The organism is Kribbella sp. NPDC051718 (assembly GCF_040681515.1).
In the GTDB taxonomy this organism is placed as follows: Bacteria; Actinomycetota; Actinomycetes; order Propionibacteriales; family Kribbellaceae; genus Kribbella.
Genome location: NZ_JBFAYZ010000001.1, coordinates 1,119,484 through 1,135,309, shown reverse-complemented (window position 1 = coordinate 1,135,309; position 15,826 = coordinate 1,119,484). Strand labels below are relative to the sequence as shown.

Annotated in this window: 17 protein-coding genes and 5 tRNA genes; 10 read left to right on the top strand and 12 right to left on the bottom strand. The window is 66.9% G+C overall.

Annotated features, from left to right (window positions below; translation table 11 throughout):
- The first annotated feature begins 31 nt into the window (after positions 1–31).
- On the top strand, positions 32–907 hold the full coding sequence (locus AB0M15_RS05580; protein WP_363814195.1) for a hypothetical protein: 876 nt from the start codon (positions 32–34) through the stop codon (positions 905–907).
- The gene (locus AB0M15_RS05575; protein ID WP_363814193.1) at positions 904–2,280 is read left to right on the top strand and encodes an FAD-linked oxidase C-terminal domain-containing protein; all 1,377 of its coding nucleotides are present in this window, start codon (positions 904–906) and stop codon (positions 2,278–2,280) included. The genes AB0M15_RS05580 and AB0M15_RS05575 overlap by 4 nt, the downstream gene beginning before the upstream one ends.
- A gap of 276 nt (positions 2,281–2,556) precedes the next feature.
- On the opposite strand, the gene AB0M15_RS05570 is transcribed toward AB0M15_RS05575, so the two are convergent.
- The 7 genes from AB0M15_RS05570 to AB0M15_RS05540 form a co-directional block, all read right to left on the bottom strand.
- Positions 2,557–2,647, bottom strand: a tRNA-Ser gene (locus AB0M15_RS05570).
- A gap of 53 nt (positions 2,648–2,700) precedes the next feature.
- On the bottom strand, positions 2,701–3,081 hold the full coding sequence (locus AB0M15_RS05565; RefSeq protein WP_363814191.1) for a hypothetical protein: 381 nt from the start codon (positions 3,079–3,081) through the stop codon (positions 2,701–2,703).
- A gap of 54 nt (positions 3,082–3,135) precedes the next feature.
- Positions 3,136–4,278: an RtcB family protein gene (locus AB0M15_RS05560; protein WP_363814579.1), complete on the bottom strand. Its 1,143-nt coding sequence runs from the start codon at positions 4,276–4,278 to the stop codon at positions 3,136–3,138.
- An 86-nt stretch (positions 4,279–4,364) separates the two neighbouring features.
- Positions 4,365–4,437, bottom strand: a tRNA-Gln gene (locus AB0M15_RS05555).
- 32 nt (positions 4,438–4,469) lie between these two features.
- Positions 4,470–4,916, bottom strand: a complete 447-nt coding sequence (locus tag AB0M15_RS05550) for an HNH endonuclease (protein WP_363814189.1) — start codon at positions 4,914–4,916, stop codon at positions 4,470–4,472.
- A 76-nt stretch (positions 4,917–4,992) separates the two neighbouring features.
- A tRNA-Arg gene (locus AB0M15_RS05545) sits at positions 4,993–5,066 on the bottom strand.
- A 148-nt stretch (positions 5,067–5,214) separates the two neighbouring features.
- A tRNA-Pro gene (locus AB0M15_RS05540) sits at positions 5,215–5,287 on the bottom strand.
- A gap of 595 nt (positions 5,288–5,882) precedes the next feature.
- Between AB0M15_RS05540 and AB0M15_RS05535 the strand changes: the two genes are divergently transcribed.
- A tRNA-Thr gene (locus AB0M15_RS05535) sits at positions 5,883–5,955 on the top strand.
- Between the two features lie 146 nt (positions 5,956–6,101).
- Here the strand turns inward: AB0M15_RS05535 and AB0M15_RS05530 are convergent.
- The gene (locus tag AB0M15_RS05530; protein WP_363814187.1) at positions 6,102–6,362 is read right to left on the bottom strand and encodes a hypothetical protein; all 261 of its coding nucleotides are present in this window, start codon (positions 6,360–6,362) and stop codon (positions 6,102–6,104) included.
- Positions 6,363–6,773: 411 nt separating this feature from the next.
- Positions 6,774–7,127 (bottom strand): carboxymuconolactone decarboxylase family protein, encoded by a 354-nt coding sequence (locus AB0M15_RS05525; protein ID WP_363814185.1) that lies wholly within the window; start codon positions 7,125–7,127, stop codon positions 6,774–6,776.
- A gap of 235 nt (positions 7,128–7,362) precedes the next feature.
- On the opposite strand from AB0M15_RS05525, the gene AB0M15_RS05520 reads away from it, so the two are divergent.
- The 5 genes from AB0M15_RS05520 (at position 7,363) to AB0M15_RS05500 (ending at position 13,020) form a co-directional block, all read left to right on the top strand.
- Positions 7,363–8,268: a helix-turn-helix transcriptional regulator gene (locus AB0M15_RS05520; protein WP_363814183.1), complete on the top strand. Its 906-nt coding sequence runs from the start codon at positions 7,363–7,365 to the stop codon at positions 8,266–8,268.
- Positions 8,265–8,681 (top strand): cupin domain-containing protein, encoded by a 417-nt coding sequence (locus AB0M15_RS05515; protein ID WP_363814181.1) that lies wholly within the window; start codon positions 8,265–8,267, stop codon positions 8,679–8,681. The genes AB0M15_RS05520 and AB0M15_RS05515 overlap by 4 nt, the downstream gene beginning before the upstream one ends.
- 4 nt (positions 8,682–8,685) lie before the next feature.
- Complete coding sequence (locus AB0M15_RS05510) at positions 8,686–9,672, top strand: aldo/keto reductase (RefSeq protein ID WP_363814179.1); 987 nt, start codon at positions 8,686–8,688, stop codon at positions 9,670–9,672.
- 381 nt (positions 9,673–10,053) lie between these two features.
- Positions 10,054–11,997 carry a S8 family serine peptidase gene (locus tag AB0M15_RS05505; RefSeq protein ID WP_363814177.1) on the top strand — a complete coding sequence of 648 codons (1,944 nt, stop codon included), beginning with the start codon at positions 10,054–10,056 and terminating at the stop codon, positions 11,995–11,997.
- Positions 11,998–12,087: 90 nt separating this feature from the next.
- A complete protein-coding gene (locus AB0M15_RS05500; protein WP_363814175.1) occupies positions 12,088–13,020 on the top strand; it encodes an XRE family transcriptional regulator in 933 nt (310 codons plus the stop codon).
- Between the two features lie 79 nt (positions 13,021–13,099).
- Here the strand turns inward: AB0M15_RS05500 and AB0M15_RS05495 are convergent, their stop codons facing one another.
- From AB0M15_RS05495 to AB0M15_RS05485, 3 genes are all read right to left on the bottom strand, one after another.
- A complete protein-coding gene (locus tag AB0M15_RS05495) occupies positions 13,100–13,378 on the bottom strand; it encodes a hypothetical protein (RefSeq protein WP_363814173.1) in 279 nt (92 codons plus the stop codon).
- A gap of 92 nt (positions 13,379–13,470) precedes the next feature.
- Positions 13,471–14,466, bottom strand: coding sequence for a chitinase (locus AB0M15_RS05490; RefSeq protein WP_363814171.1), 996 nt, complete (start codon positions 14,464–14,466; stop codon positions 13,471–13,473).
- A gap of 120 nt (positions 14,467–14,586) precedes the next feature.
- Positions 14,587–14,802, bottom strand: a complete 216-nt coding sequence (locus tag AB0M15_RS05485) for a hypothetical protein (RefSeq protein WP_363814169.1) — start codon at positions 14,800–14,802, stop codon at positions 14,587–14,589.
- Positions 14,803–14,988: 186 nt separating this feature from the next.
- Here AB0M15_RS05485 and AB0M15_RS05480 point away from each other — a divergent pair, with 186 nt between their 5' ends.
- Both AB0M15_RS05480 and AB0M15_RS05475 read left to right on the top strand, forming a co-directional pair.
- On the top strand, positions 14,989–15,372 hold the full coding sequence (locus AB0M15_RS05480; RefSeq protein ID WP_363814167.1) for a DUF4440 domain-containing protein: 384 nt from the start codon (positions 14,989–14,991) through the stop codon (positions 15,370–15,372).
- A gap of 89 nt (positions 15,373–15,461) precedes the next feature.
- Positions 15,462–15,818 carry a hypothetical protein gene (locus AB0M15_RS05475; protein ID WP_363814165.1) on the top strand — a complete coding sequence of 119 codons (357 nt, stop codon included), beginning with the start codon at positions 15,462–15,464 and terminating at the stop codon, positions 15,816–15,818.
- Positions 15,819–15,826 lie beyond the last annotated feature (8 nt).

Sequence of the window (15,826 nt, the reverse complement as noted above, 5' to 3'; positions counted from 1 at the left end):
ACTGGAGGAGAATCATGGGCTGGGGAGAGGCATGAACCTGCGCGAGGCCCGCCTGTTGCTCGCCGAGCGCGGCTTGATCACCCCGGCCCAGGACTTCACCTCCAAAGGCCGGTTCGCCGACGGAGCGCAGTACAAGGTCGAGATTCCGAGCTGCGAAGGGCCGGCCGTGATGCGGACCGTCCTCGACGAGGCCGCCGCGCGCGGCGTGACGGTGCATCGCGTCTCGCAAGGCAGTGGCGTGATGATGCTGACCGACGGCGAGATCGACGAAATGCTTGCCCTGGGCGCCGATCACGATGTCGAGGTCTGTCTCTTCCTCGGCCCGCGAGGTGCCTGGGACACGGGTGGGCAGGCGAAGGTCTCGGCTGCTGTCGGTGGAGTTGCTAGAGGCAACGAGATGGTCGCTGCATCGCTGTGTGATGCCTACCGTGCGGTTGAGCTGGGTGTACGGAGCCTGCTGGTCGGCGACATCGGCGTACTCGAACTGCTCGGCCTGCTGAAGAAAGAAGGCGAGCTGCCGGCGGACCTCGTGCTGAAGACCTCGGTGCTGATGCCGTTGCCCAACGCACCGACCGCCGCGCTCTACGAACGGCTCGGCGCGACCAGCCTGAATGTGTCCACCGACCTCCCGATCAACGTGCTCGCGGAGATCCGCGCAGTGACGACAGTGCCGATCGACATGTACATCGAAGTCCCCGACGATCAGGGCGGGCATGTGCGCTTCTACGACGTACCGGATGTGGTGCGGGTGGCGGCGCCGGTCTACTTGAAGATGGGTCTGCGGAACGCGCCGAACATCTACCCGGTCGGCGCCCACCTGGCCGCGACGGCCGAGGCGCTCGGGCGCGAACGAGTGCGCCGGGCCGAATTGATCCTGCGACTGCTGGCTGAACAGGATGAGGAATGAGCACTGACTTGCTGATCGGGCGACTGCGCGCCGCGCTGGGGGAGAAGGCGGTCGTCACCGACCCCGACGTACTGGACAGCCATCGCAATGACCACGCGACCTTCTGCGAGGCCGGGATCCCCGCCGTGTTGGTGCGGCCTTCGTCGACCGCGGAGGTGCAGGAGGTACTCCGGGCAGCGGGGGAGTACGGCGTACCGGTGGTACCGCAGGGCGCGCGGACCGGTCTCTCAGGTGCTGCCAACGCGCTCGACGGCTGCCTGTTGCTGTCGACGTCGCGCCTGAACCGCATCCTGGAGATCTCGGCCGAGGACCAGATCGCCGTCGTCCAGCCCGGAGTCGTCAACGCCGAGCTGTCGCGGGCCGTGCTGGCACAGGGGTTGTTCTATCCGCCGGACCCGTCATCGTGGGAGATGTCCACGATCGGTGGCAACATCGCGACCAACGCGGGCGGGCTGTGCTGCGTGAAGTACGGCGTGACCGGCGACTTCGTGCGAGGTCTCGAGGTAGTGCTCGCATCGGGCGAGGTGGTGCGTACCGGTCGGCGGACGGCGAAGGGGGTGGCCGGCTACGACCTGACCTCGTTGATCGTCGGATCGGAGGGGACGCTCGGCGTGGTCACCGAGGCGACGCTTGCGCTCCGGCCTGAGCCCGAGGCGGCGTTGACCGCAGCCGCGACCTTCCTGTCGATCGAAGCGGGAATCGCCGCGGCTGCTGCCGTGATGGCCTCGGGGTTGCGGCCGTCGCTGCTCGAGTTCCTCGACGGGCCGACGGCGCGGGCGATCCAGAACTACCGCGACATGGGGCTGCCGGCTGACGTGGGTTCGCTGCTGATCGCGCAGTCGGATCGGGGTCCGCGGGCGGCGGAGGACGTGGCGGCGATCGCGCGGATCTGTACGGAGTACGGGGCTGTCGAGGTGGCGGAGGCCTCCGACGCGGAGGAGTCCAAGATGTTGCTGGAGGCCCGCAGATTGGTGAATCCCGCGCTGGAGCCGCTCGGCGCGACGCTGATCGACGACGTCGCGGTACCCCGCAGCAAGCTGGTCGCGTTGCTGCAGGGGATCGCGGAGATCGGTACGAAGTACGACGTACTGATTTGTTGCCCTGGGCACGTAGGCGACGGCAACATGCACCCGACGGTCGTGTTCGACCGCGACGACCCGGCCGCCGAGGCTCGCGCCCTGGAAGCCTTCGGTGCCGTCATGAACCTAGGCCTGTCCCTCGGCGGAACCATCACCGGCGAACACGGCATCGGCAAACTGAAGTCCCGCTGGCTAGCCCAAGAACTAGGCCCAGTAGGCCTAGTCCTGCAACGCCAGCTGAAGGCGATCTTCGACCCCGCCAACCTGCTCAACCCAGACAAACTCTTCCTCTGAATACCTGTACGCCGGTCGCAGCCGACCGGCGTACAGATTCTCGACTACTCCTCCACCGAGACCACTCGGACCCAGTCGGCGCAGTCTGTTTCACACCACACGTGATCGCCCGCGTGAGCGATCCGATCGCGCTGCACATGCCCGCAGGCGAGGTGCACGCGTCGCAGAGCATGACCCTGCTGGACCGGAGCACCGGTCCTACCGCCAGGAATCTTCCTCCGCTTGTTTCTGAGGTCGGCCATAGCCGGTCCTCCTCTCTGACTAGTTGTTGTTGCGCGGTGAGGGCGAGATTCGAACTCGCGAACCGGCTCGATGACCGATCGACGGTTTAGCAAACCGCTGCCCTTGCCATCAGGCGGACCTCACCTCGGCCCGGCCGCCGTGCCCCCACGGCGACTCGTGCTGCGGCGGCCACACCGGCTAGCTGTGGAGCTGGCCGATCGGGGCGACCGTGTCGCCGGACCTCGGGCACTGCCAGGACGGCAGGCCTGAGGTCAGTACCGGTGTTAGTGGATGGGACGCCGGGTGCTCCGGGCACTCCGGCCAGGTGACCGGAAGCCCGAGGCGTGCCAGCTCCTCGAAGACGAACTCCTGGATCTGGTCGGCCACGTGGGCCAACCGCTCGTCGTCCGTCAACGCGATCGGCGCGAGCAGCCCCGTCCAGCTCCGTCGACCAGACAGCAGCAGCACCGACTCGTACCCAGGATCGCTGGTCGCCGGCTCGTCCGAGATCCGCAACTCGATCCCACCGGTGTTCCGAAGGTCTCGGACCACCGCTTCCAGCGCGTTGGCAAGCGACATGTTCAACCCTTCAGTAGACCCGGCCGCCGTGTCCCCTGAGCACGGCGGCCGGCTTCAGCCCTTGACGCAGATGACCTGCTTGAGATGCGCGACGACCTCGACCAGATCCGACTGCGCCGCGATCACCGACTCGATGTCCTTGTACGCCGCCGGCAGCTCGTCCAGTACGCCGGCGTCCTTTCGGGACTCCACTCCGGCGGTCTGGGCTATCAGGTCGTCGACCGTGTAGCGGCGCTTCGCCTCGTTGCGGCTCATCCGCCGGCCTGCCCCGTGCGAGGCCGAGTAGAACGACTGCTCCGAGCCGAGCCCGCGGACGACGTACGAACCGGTCCCCATCGACCCCGGGATCAGACCGAGATCACCCAGCCCGGCCCGGATCGCACCCTTGCGGGTGACCAGCAGGTCGAGGTCGTCGATCGTCTCCTCCGCCACGTAGTTGTGGTGGCAGGAGATCGGCTTCTCGAAGGTGATCTCCTGCTCGAACGACTCCCGGACGGCCTGCATCACCAGGGCGAGCATCACGGCCCGGTTCCGCGAGGCGTACTCCTGCGCCCAGGTGAGGTCCTGACGGTAGGCATCCATTTCCGGCGTACCGGCCAGGAAGACCGCCAGGTCGCGGTCCGGCAGGTCGGCGTTGTGCGGCATCGCCTTCGCGATCCGCATGTGCCGCTCCGCCAGCTCCTTGCCGATGTTGCGCGAACCCGAGTGCAGCATCAGCCAGACCCGGTCGTCGTCGTCCAGGCAGACCTCGATGAAGTGGTTGCCACCGCCCAGCGAACCCATCTGCTGGTGCGCCTTCTTCTCCCGGTCCTGTACGCCGTCGTGCAGGCTGCTGAACGAACCCCAGAACCGGTCCCACCCGCGATCCAGCCCGAGCTTGCGCACACTGACCGGGTACTCGTGCGCCCGGAAACCGACCGGTACCGCCGCCTCGATCCGCGACCGGATGCCGGCCAGGTCGTCCGGCAGGTCGTCAGCCGTCAGTGAAGTGAGCACCCCCTCCATGCCACAGCCGATATCGACTCCGACCGCAGCCGGCGACACCGCCTGGTACATCGCGATGACCGACCCGACGGTCGCGCCCTTGCCCAGGTGCACATCCGGCATCACCCGGACGCCATGCACCCACGGCAGCGCAGCGATGTTCCGAAGCTGCTGCAGCGCCTGCGCGCCCACCTCATGCTCCTGCGCCCACATCAGAGTGGAGCTCTTCGCCCCACTCAGCTCAACCGGGTACTGAACGTTCATCTCCACTCCTCTTCTTGTTTTACGGCATGCTGAAGCTGCCAGAGCAGGACTCGAACCTGCGGGACCTCGGGTCAGAACCGAGGGTGGGATGCCGTCACCCACCTGGCATGGCTCTGACGCCATACCCGGTGGGTACTACGTCAGAGTGCTAACTCGGCACGCGAGGGGATCCACGGCTGCCACAGCAGCGGCATACCGGCTTCCTCGGGCGTGCGGCAGCCCTTCTTCTCGTTGCAGCGCGCGTGCGCGGCGACGGCGTTCAGCCACTCGCCACGGCCGCCACGGGAGCGCGGTACGACGTGGTCCATCGTGGTGGCGCCGGTTTGGCCGCAGTACGCACAGCGGTACTTGTCACGCTTCAGTACGCCGACCCGGGTGTACTGCAGCCGGCCGGACGCGTAGCGCCACTTGGTCACGACGTACCGGACCAGTCGCAGTACGCGGGGGAAGGGGAACGGGCCGATGCTGGCGCCGTCGTGCGCCTCCTCGACGACCGCGACCTCCCGGACGAGCATCCGGATGGCGTGCTGGATCGACACGACGTGGAGCTGCTCATATGAGGCGTTGAGCACTATGACACCGCTCATGCTTGGTTCCTCCTCTCCTCCAGTGTGCCCGACAGGTAGTTGCCGGGTCTGCTTTCTCGGTGCGGCACAGCGTCGGTACGCCCGGCAGGACTCGAACCTGCAACCCCCTGCTTCGTAGGCAGGTGCTCTCTCCGGTTGAGCCACGGGCGTGCACCGGCCCTGCGCCGGATTTTCGGATTTTCGGCGCAGGGCGCGTGCGTGGGCGACGGTCGCGGTTCGGAGCCTCCCCCGATCGCCGCCGTCGTCCCTTGGTTCGGCGCCCACTCGGCCGGTAGCTGAGCATCCTGCGGGCGCCCGGTCGAGCTGGAGGGACTCGAACCCCCGATCCCCTCATCCCAAATGAGGTGGCCTGGCCGCTGGCCTACAGCTCGCTATTGCAAATTGGCATATCCAGTTATCAAGAATCGGGCAGCACGAAGCGCAATTCACATCGCATTGATGGTGAAAACAAAAGAGCCGCCTGGGCCCGGACTCTCCCGGCTCTGGCGGCTCCTGACTGATGCTGGATGATCAGTCAGGTGGACCGCCGCACGCCGGGCTCAGGCTCCCCGAGAGCCGCTCGATTTCGGCGTACAGGTGCACGGATCGCAAGCAAGCAGGCATGACATCGCGCCCTTGGCGCCACGCCTTCCCGAACTCCCGCTTGCCGGTCACAGTGCTTCTCCTAGTCAGTTGGTCCTTGCGGGCATTAGTTTCACCCACCCCGTCAACCAAAGTCAATGCATTTCCCACAACATCTATTCCCGCAAATTCCCCGCCCCTTCGACGCCGCCCTCCGGCCCGTTCGACGCCACTCTCCCGCCCTTGGTTCCGCCGCCGACCACCCCGCCCTCGCCCACCTCCAGCCGACCCGCCCTCCTCCACCCCTGCACCCCGCCGAGGTCTCCGACCCCCCGCCGCGTTCCGGTATCCGATTCGGAATCAGCCCGCCATCCCGCTACACTCTTGCATCGGCCCCCGGGCCACGCCGCCTTAGCTCAGTCGGCAGAGCGTCTCACTCGTAATGAGAAGGTCGTCGGTTCGATTCCGACAGGCGGCTCAGCAAGAAAGCCCAGGTCAGAGCGTGTATCGCTCGACCTGGGCTGTGTGCTTCAGCCGATCACGTGGCACGGTCCTAGCATGTGCGACATGGCGAAGCGTGACGGCCGGAAGAGGCGCCAGCCCGGCAACGATGAGCTCCTGCGGTCAGGGTCGATCATGGTTCGCGTGTACGCGGGCATTGACCCGGTCACCAACCCCGCTCGGTAGCTCCGCGAGACCGTTCCAGCTGGCCCGAACCAGCAGAAGGAAGTCGAACGCGTCAGAGCGGAGTTCGTCGCCCAGGTTCGCGCCGAGAGGCATCCCCGGACCGATGCCACGGTGCAGCAGTTGATCGAGCAGCACCTGAAGGATGCCAAGCTCGGTTTCAAGACGCGCAAGAACTACCGCAGCCAGACCGGTAAGCACGTCATTCCTAGCATCGGTAACCTGAAGGTCGCGCCGTCGATGCACGCGTCATGGACTCGTTCTACTCAGAACTGCGACGCTGTCGCGACCACTGCGACGGGCGCCCCCACGTCCAGCACCGAACGCCGCAGCAACATGAGTGCGACCACCGGTGCAAGCCACACGTTTGCCGGCCGCTCAGTGAGTCGAGCATTCTCTACATTCACCAGATCCTGAGCGGAGCCTTCAGACGCGCGGTCCGCCTTCGATGGCTGTCGGTGCCCGGCGCCGCGGTAGTCCCAGAGGTCCGATCCGCACACGCAGCTCGCGGCCAGCCGGATGACGGCGTCGGTGGGCGGTTCGATCTGCGGGGTCCTGGCGTTGCTCGTAGCGGACGTCGCGGGAGCGTGGATGACGGCTCCGTGCACGATGTCAGTCCGCCTTCTCGACGATGTTCTTCAGCGCCGTCATCGCGTCCATGCCGTTGGGCCATCCGGTGTAGAAGGCGAGGTGCAGGATCGCTTCCTTCAGCTCGTCCTCGCTGACGCCGTTCTGCCGGGCGAAGTCGAGGTGGAATTGCAGTTGGTCGGTCTTGCCCAGGGCGGTCAGGGCCGCCACGGTGACGAGGCTGCGGTCGCGCTTGGCCAGGAGGTCGCGCTCCCACACCTGGTCGAACAGCACCTTGTCGGTGTAGTGGACCATCCCGGGGGCGAAGTCGCCGAAGGCGTTCTGCCCGCCGGTCCAGCCGGTGTTTCGGTCGTCTGAGCTGTTGGTCTTGCCGGTCAAGGGTTTCTCCTTCTTCATGTTTCCGGCGGCGGTCTCGGCGCCCGGGGTGTTGCCGGAAGGAGTCGTTGAGAGTGGGGTTTGCGGCCCTGGGCCGCGTTCTCGGCGGGGGCGCGCCTGGACGCCGAGCGTTTGGTGGTTCCATGACACCGCGTCCTCGGGCGGGTAGGGAGTCCCGGATGAAGGAGGTACTGGCAGGGCATCCCTCGCGGCGTCCTCAGGCCGTAGCGTTGAGGACGTGGACAACAGGACCGAAGCACGAGAGTTCCTCATGTCCCGTCGGGCGAACCTGAGCCCCGAGCAGGCCGGCCTGACCGTCTCCGGGCAACGCCGGGTGGCGGGACTGCGGCGCAGCGAGGTGGCGATGCTGGCGGACGTGAGCCCGGAGTACTACGCCAAGATCGAGCGCGGCAATTTGGCCGGCGTCTCCGACGCCGTCCTGGAATCCGTCGTGCGCGCACTCCAGCTGGACGACGCCGAGCGCGAACACCTGTTCGACCTCGCCCGGGTCGCGGGCGGCGCCGCCCAGCCGGTGCGCAGGCGCAGGCCGAAAACGTGGGTAGCCCGCGAGAGCCTGACCCGTGCGCTGGACGTCATCGACCACGGGCCGGCGTTCGTGCGTAACGGCCGGATGGACATCCTCGCGACCAACGCCCTCGGCCGCGCGTTCTACGACGAGGTCTTCGACGGGCCCGGGCAGGGCAACCTGGCCCGGTTCTGCTTCCTCGACACGCGGGCTACGGCGTTCTACCCCGATTGGGAGGCCGCCGCCGACATCACGGTGTCGATCCTGCGCACCGAGGCCGGCCGCGATCCCCGCGACAAGCAGCTGCACGACCTGATCGGGGAGCTCTGCACCCGATCCGACGCGTTCCGGACCCGGTGGGGCGCGCACAACGTACGCCGCCACGGGTCAGGTACCAAGCTGTTCGTCCACCATGACGTCGGCGAGATCACCTTGACCTACGAGGGCATGGAGCTGACCGCCGAGCCCGGCCTGTCGTTCCTCATCTACACCGCCGAGCCCGGCTCGCCCAGCCAGGAGCGCCTGCAGTTGCTGGCCAGCCTGGCTGCTACCGCGAAGCGAGAGCTCGACGACGAGCCGGCGTCGCAGGCAGCCGAAACGAAGGAGACGAAGCGATGAAGCAGCTTCCCCAGGCCTCGACAGTGAAGAACCCGCCGGAGCAGTTCACCGGCGACGTGTGGGTCGACCCGATCGCCGCCCCGCAGGAGCCCGGCCAGCGGATGGTCGCCGCCCGCGTACGGTTCGCGCCCGGAGCCCGCACCGCCTGGCACTCCCACGCCAACGGGCAGACCCTGCACATCACCGACGGCGTCGCCCTGATCGGCACCCGCGACGGCGGCGTGATCCGCGCCACCCCCGGCCAGACCATCTACACCCCACCCGGCGAGGAGCACTGGCACGGAGCCACGCCGGACCGGTTCATGGAGCACCTCGCGTTGCTCGAGAACGCCGACGCCCCCGCAACAACCACCACATGGCGCGAGCACGTCGCCGACGACGACTACGCCCGTGCCCACACCACGGAGGGCTGACCCGATGCACAGCAGGACGCTCGGCCAAGGACTGGAAGTCTCTGCGATCGGGCTCGGCGCGATGGGCATGTCCCAGAGCTACGGGCCCAACCCCGGCGACCGCAACGACATGATCTCCGTACTGCGCTCCGCCGTCGACCACGGCGTCACGTTCTTCGACACCGCCGAGGTGTACGGCCCCTACGTCAACGAGGAACTCGTCGGCGAGGCACTCTCGTCGATCCGTGGCCAGGTCGTGATCGCCACCAAGTTCGGCTGGGACATCCGCGACGGCAAGAGCGTCGGACTGAACAGCCGACCGGAGCAGATCCGCCGGGTCGCCGAGGCGTCCCTGAAGCGGCTACGCACCGACGTCATCGACCTGTTCTACCAGCACCGCGTCGACCCCGACGTCCCGATCGAGGACGTCGCCGGCACCGTCGGCGAACTGATTGCCGAGGGCAAGGTGATGCACTTCGGCCTTTCCGAGGCCTCCGCCGCCACCATCCGCGCAGCACACGCCGTCCACCCAGTCACCGCCGTGCAGAGCGAATACTCGCTGTGGACCCGCGACCCCGAGGCCGAGGTCCTGCCGACCCTGGCGGAGCTGGGCATCGGGTTCGTTCCGTTCAGCCCACTCGGCAAGGGATTCCTCACCGGCACCGTCGACGCGTCTGCCACGTTCGCCGAGGACGACATCCGCAACCGCGTCCCGCGCTTCGACCAGGACAACCTCGCCGCGAACCAAGCCCTGGTGGACCACGTGAAGGACCTGGCCGCGTCAAAGCACGTCACCCCGGGGCAGATCGCCCTGGCATGGCTGCTGGCCCAGCAGCCATGGATCGTCCCGATCCCCGGCACCCGCCGCACCACCCGCATCCAGGAGAACGCCACCGCCACCCAGGTCGCCCTGTCCGCCGACGAGCGCGCCGACCTCGACTCCCTCGCCCAGCGCATCGGCGTCCACGGCGACCGCTACAACCCCACTCACATGGCCTACGTCAACCGCTGACGCCTGCCAGTCTGCCTGGAGCCCTGGCGCTGCCAGATCCAGACCGCACCGGCACCTGGAACGTCATCCGGGCCGACCATCCAGACGCCGCGTTCGTCCACGCCGAGAACCGTGTCCTCGGCAACTGTCAACGCTCCGGACCATGCCGAAGCTGTCTGGCGGAGCAGTCGGGCAGCGGATCGTTCGCCGATATCGCGCCCATTCTCCAAGCCAGTAATGCCAACCACCAGATGAGGTTGTTCCGCTGATCCGCGCTTCAGGAAGGTCAAAAAACAGTATTGAAACAGCAGATGGTCGGGAGGTGTTGGCGAACCTATCGCCCGGTGATCCACCGTCCTTAGCCTCGGCAGGCAAGACCCGCCCGTCAGAGGAGAACCAGGCATGAGGAAGAGAACAGCGCGTGTGCTGATCGCGACAGCCGTCACGGTCGGCTTCTTGACCATGGCGGCGCCCGCCGCACATGCCGCCGAGGGGCCCGTCCGCAACGCGGGCACCTCAACGGCGGTACCAGGCAAGTACATCGTCACGTTGAAGGACGCCCCCGTGGGCAAGGCAAGCGTGGCGGGTCTGCGGACCCGCGCGAACGGCCTGGCCGGCAAGTTCGGCGGTTCCGTCGGCTACATCTACGACCAGGTGGTAGGCGGCTACTCGGCCCGAATGACCGACGCCCAGGCGCGCCGGCTGGCCGCGGATCCGTCCGTCGCCGCGGTCGAGCAGGTCCAGACGCAGAGCGTCTCCGACACCCAGACCAATCCTCCGAACTGGGGTGACGACCGGATCGACCAGCGCGACCTGCCGCTGGACAAGTCGTTCACCTATCCGGCCAACGGCGGCCAGGGTGTCACGGTCTACATCCTGGACACCGGGATCAACGCGAACCACCAGGACTTCACCGGGCGGGTCAAACAGGGCATCGACTTCGTCGACAACGACGACGACCCGACCGACTGCGCTGGTCACGGCACCCATGTCGCCGGTACCGCAGTGGGCACCAAATACGGCGTTGCCAAGAAAGCAAACGTTGTTTCCGTTCGCATCCTGAACTGTCAGGGCAACGGTGCCGACGACGACATCCTGGCCGGCATGAACTGGATCAAGGCCAACGCCGTCAAGCCTGCTGTAGTCAACTACAGCGTCGGCTGCGGCGGCCGGTGCAGCAGCGACGCGATGGACAACGCGGTCAAGGCGATCATTGCCTCCGGCATGCAGTTCGTCCAGGCGGCCGGGAACAAGACCGACGACGCGTGCTACTTCAGCCCGCAGAAGGTGCCGGCGGCCATCACAGTCGGCAACAGCACCAGCTCGGATGCTCGCTACACCGACTCCAACTACGGTTCATGCCTGGACATCTGGGCGCCCGGCACGAACATCGTCTCCGCCGCCTACAACAGCAACACCGGCACGGCGACGATGACCGGTACGTCGATGGCCTCGCCCCACACCGCCGGCGCGGCGGCACTGTACCTGGGCGCGAACCCGAACGCCACCCCGCAACAGGTCCGTGACGCGCTGGTCAACAACGGCAGCAAGGACAAGCTGTCCGGCATCAAGACGGGCTCGCCGAACGTCCTGCTGTACACCGCCTTCATCGGCGGTGGTACTCCGGCCGGCCCCTCGGTGACGAACCCGGGCAATCAGTCCACCCCGGTCGGCGGCACGGCGAACCTCCAGTTGCAGGCGACCGGCGGCAGTTCGCCCTACACCTGGAGCGCGTCCGGGCTCCCCGCCGGACTGTCCATCGGCTCGAGTACGGGCAAGATCACCGGCTCGCCGACGTCCCAGGGCACCTCCAACGTGACCGTCACCGTCACCGACTCGGCCGGCAAGACCGGGCAGACGACGTTCACCTGGACCGTCGGTGACTCCGGCGGTTGCACGGCGGCGCAGGTCGTCAGCAACTCCGGCTTCGAGAGCGGCAGCACGCCGTGGACCGCGACTGCCAACGTGATCGGCACCTGGTCCGACCAGCCCGCACACGGCGGCAGTCGGTACGCGTGGCTCAACGGTCACGGCCAGACCTACACCGACTCCGCGTCACAGTCGGTAACCGTCCCCGCAGGCTGCCCGACGGTAACGCTGCGATTCTGGTTGCACATCGACACTGACGAGACCGAGAACGTGGCGTACGACAAGCTGACCGTCTCGCTCGGCGGCACCACGCTCGCGACGTACTCGAACCTGAACCAGGCCAGCGGGTACGTCGAGAAGGTGCTCGACGTGAAGCAGTTCGCCGGCCAGACGGCGACACTGAAGTTCAACGGGGTGGAGGACCAGTCCCTCCAGACCAGCTTCGTCGTCGACGACGTGACGCTGTCCGCCTCCTGACACCAAGTTGGCCGGCCGGCGCGTCCGCAGCGCGCCGGCCGGCCGGCGTCAGCCCTCAGTAACTGAGGGTTCGAGAGGCATACTCTGCTCATGGGAGAGCAGACCATCAGCCGGGAACTGGCCCACGTGCTCCGAACCGGGCCGTTCTCCGCCGCGTTGCACCTGGCCATCGAGTCCAGCGGCCTGCGGCTGGAAGAGATCCAGAACCAGCTCGCGGCGCAGCACATCATGGTCAGCCAGACCACGCTGGCCTACTGGCGCCGCGGGCGCAGCCGGCCCGAGCGCCCGGCCTCCCTTCTGGCCGTCTCGGCACTCGAAGGCATCCTGGGCCTGCCGCCCGACGCGCTCACCGCCCAGCTCGGCCCCCGCCGCCCGCGCGGGCGCTGGCTGGACCACCCACCGGGCACCATGGAGATGACCGACGTGTGGTCGGGCGCCGAAAACCTCGAGGGGCTGCTACGGGCCGTCGACACCCCTGTGCACAACCACCTCTACCGGGTCAGCCTGCACGACCTGTTCTCACTGGGTCCGAACCGGGAGGTGGTCTCGCTGGTCACCCGCGCGGTCGTGCGCGCCACCGCCGACAGGATCTCCCGCAGCGTGTTCGTCTATCACAACGACGACGCCGGGAGCGGCCTGCCGACCGTCCACCCGGTCCGCAACTGCCGCATCGGGCGGACCCGTTCCGACCCTGACGAGGAGTTCGTCGTGGCCGAGCTGATCTTCGACCGGGTACTGAACACCGGCGAGACAGCGGCCATCGAGTACGAGACCAGATTCCCCTCATGCATCACCTCGAACCACTACCACCGCGCATTTCCTGCCGAAACCGGCGACTACCTCCTCCAGGTGCAGTTCGATCCCGCAGCGCTACCGGCCCGATGTTTCCGGTACAGCAGACGGCGCGAGGACGCCCCCGATCAAGGACTCCGCGAGGTATGGGTGGGATCGACGTACGGCGCACATCTGGTCGAAAGGGACATCCCGCCGGGCCTGGTCGGCCTGCGCTGGGAGTGGGAGTAGCCGCCTACCGGAGTCCCGGCCGGCGGCTTCAGGCGTGCTGCCCGTCCACGCGAGGAAGGCGCGGTAGAACGAGTTGGGGCTACAGTCGATCCGCCTGGATTTCCTGGGTGCGCGACCACAGTTGCCAGACGTCCCGAGCCAGCGACTCGTATTGCTCAGCCGGACCGGCGCTGCTGCCGAACCAGGCAGAGAATTCCTCATGCAGGATTCGCTGCACGTCGATGGCGTTCGACGCATCGGGCAGGCGCGGTAGGACCGTTCGAACCTCGGGCTCGTACTCGTCTGTGTTGGTCTCGAAGTTGATTCCCACAGGGTCTGCCCGGAAGAACATCGCAAGCAGCTCAGTTGCCAGTTCCACGCGGCCAAGGATCGCAGATCGCCAGCGGAAACCGCAGGCCTCGAGAGGCCGGTGAAGGCGCCCCGGTGCAGGGTGCCGGGGCGCCTTGTGGGTCAGCCGTGGAATTGGGCGGCGATTTTGGTGAAGGCGTAGGTGCTCTGGGAGATGCCGCTGCAGTCGGAGCCGGCGTCGCCGCCGCTGCTGCATTGGCGGTCGCGGTTGATGGCCCAGAAGGTGAAGCGGGCCAGGTGGTGCTGCTGGGCGTAGCTGAGCATCGCCTGGTAGTCCGACACCCGGACGGTTTCGCCGTCGTCGGTCTTGCCGTTCATCGACGAGATGCCCATGTGCCGGTACGCCGTGTCGTCGCTCCAGCCGTACGCGGTCTTGAGCTTGCCCTTCAGGCCTTCGGACGCCTTCTGCGTCAGCGTCGCCATGTTGCCCGACCCCGCGCCGAAGTCGAACGGCATCAGCACCCAGCCGTCCGGGGTGAAGCCGGAGTTCTTCGCCTTGGTGATCAGGCCGCTGCCCCACGAGTCCGGGCCGCCCTGCTCGGTACCCATGGTGATGTAGATCTTCAGCCCGGCGTTGTTCGCCCGGATCGTCTTCAGCGCGTCGACGACCCGCTGCTGGACGGTGTTGTTCTGGAACTCGGTGTTCTCGATGTCGATGTCGATCGCCTTCAGCCCGAAGGCGTTGATCACCTTCTGGTACGCGCCGGCCAGCGCGGAGGCCGACGTGCACCGGACGCCGAGCTTGTCGCCGTCCCAGCCGCCGAACGACGGGATGATGTCACCGCCGGCGCCGCGGATGCTGTTGATGACGGACTGGTCGTTGCCGCCGGTGAGACTGCGGTTGCCGTCCCACTTGGGGTTACAGCTGCCGTCGGCCAGTACGAAGGCCATCGTGAACCACTTGTTGCCGGCGGCCTTCATGATGTCGGTCGCCTTCTGCGGGCTGCCCCAGCCGAGATACAGGTAAGGCGCCGCGCCGATGCTGGCGGGGTCGGCCTGTACTGCGCTGGGAGCGGCCTGGGCGGCGGCTGCCGCACCGAGGGCGAGTGAGCCGGCTGCGAAGGCGGCAGTGGCGATCTTGAGCATGCGTGAGCGCATCTCGAACCTCAATCCTGGGGCGTAGGAGTTGGGCCGAACTAAGTTAGGAAACTTTCCTATCGATTACCTCGACGATCATGACGCGCTGTCCGCGTGCGGTCAATATGCGTGACAATCTTTCTAGAAGGTGACCCCGGGAGCCGGCTCCGAGCACGACGTCAGCGGTGCGCCCGGGGCCTCGTGGTCGATCTCGTACTGACATTCGCTACAGCCCTCGTCGGGCAGATGCTCACGCCAGTCGTGCAGGCAGGCCGGGCAGGCGCCGTAGTAGGCGTTGCGCACCCGGTACGCCCGCCAGTCTCTCCATCGCGTGTCGATCCATTTGACTGCACTCACATCTGACAGCGAAGCAGCGCCCATCTCTGAACACAAACGGATTTCGGCCTCGAACCCGAGGACAGTCGTGTACCACTCCACGGCGGCGTTCAGGTCCGAAACGTCGCCCGAACATGCTCAAGCCTCGTCCCACCCATCTCCGAAGCCTGCCACAGAACTGTCGGCAGGCCCTGCCAGGCTGCGGGTATGAAGCAAGCCGAGTCGCTCAGCGTCGAGCTCGACGCGTTCCTGGTGGAGTACGGCAAGCGAACCAACGCGCACGACGTCGGCCGGTTGCGGGAGCTCATCGCGGATGACGCGAGCTACTGGCTCACGGACGGGGCGTACGAGGGAGTCGAGGCGATCGCGGCTGCCGTGCAACGCACTTTCGACGCGATCCGGGACGAGGTCTACACGATCAGCGACGTGCGATGGGTCTATGTCTCGGCGGACTTCGCCGTTGTCCGGTACAGGTTTCATTGGGTGGGCTTCGTCGACGGTAGGCGATGCGAGGGGCGAGGGCGAGGTACCAATGCGCTGGCCAGGCGTGAAGGTCGGTGGCAGATGGTGCACGAGCATCTAAGTACCTGACCCGTGGTGGGTCGCGGGGTGATGATGGGGTGATGGGACACAAGCGGAGGGGTGAGCGCGGGAAGAGTTTTGCAGCGATTTTTGCTGAGGTGCAGGCTTCGGGGTCGGGGCCTAGTGAGCCGGCGGTTGTGTGGAGTCAGCCGGTTGTTGAGGGGGAGTTCACGGATGAGCACGGCGTCTGGTGGCAGTTGCGGGGTGGTGACGAACTGATGCCGTGGAAGCGGGTGGAACAGTTGCTCAGGGATCCGAAGGTGCGGGTTCTGCGGTTCTACGCGAACGAGGCCCGTGATGTGCTTCCGGAGCAGCGCGAGAGCTTTGCGGCGGAGATTCGGCCTTATCTGACCGACACCGTCGTCCGGCAGGCAGGTGACTGCACCGACTTCCTTGCCGGTGAGTTCAAGGACGAGCATCACAACCACCTGCTCGTGGTCGAGCAGTCCTGCTAGTAGGCCGC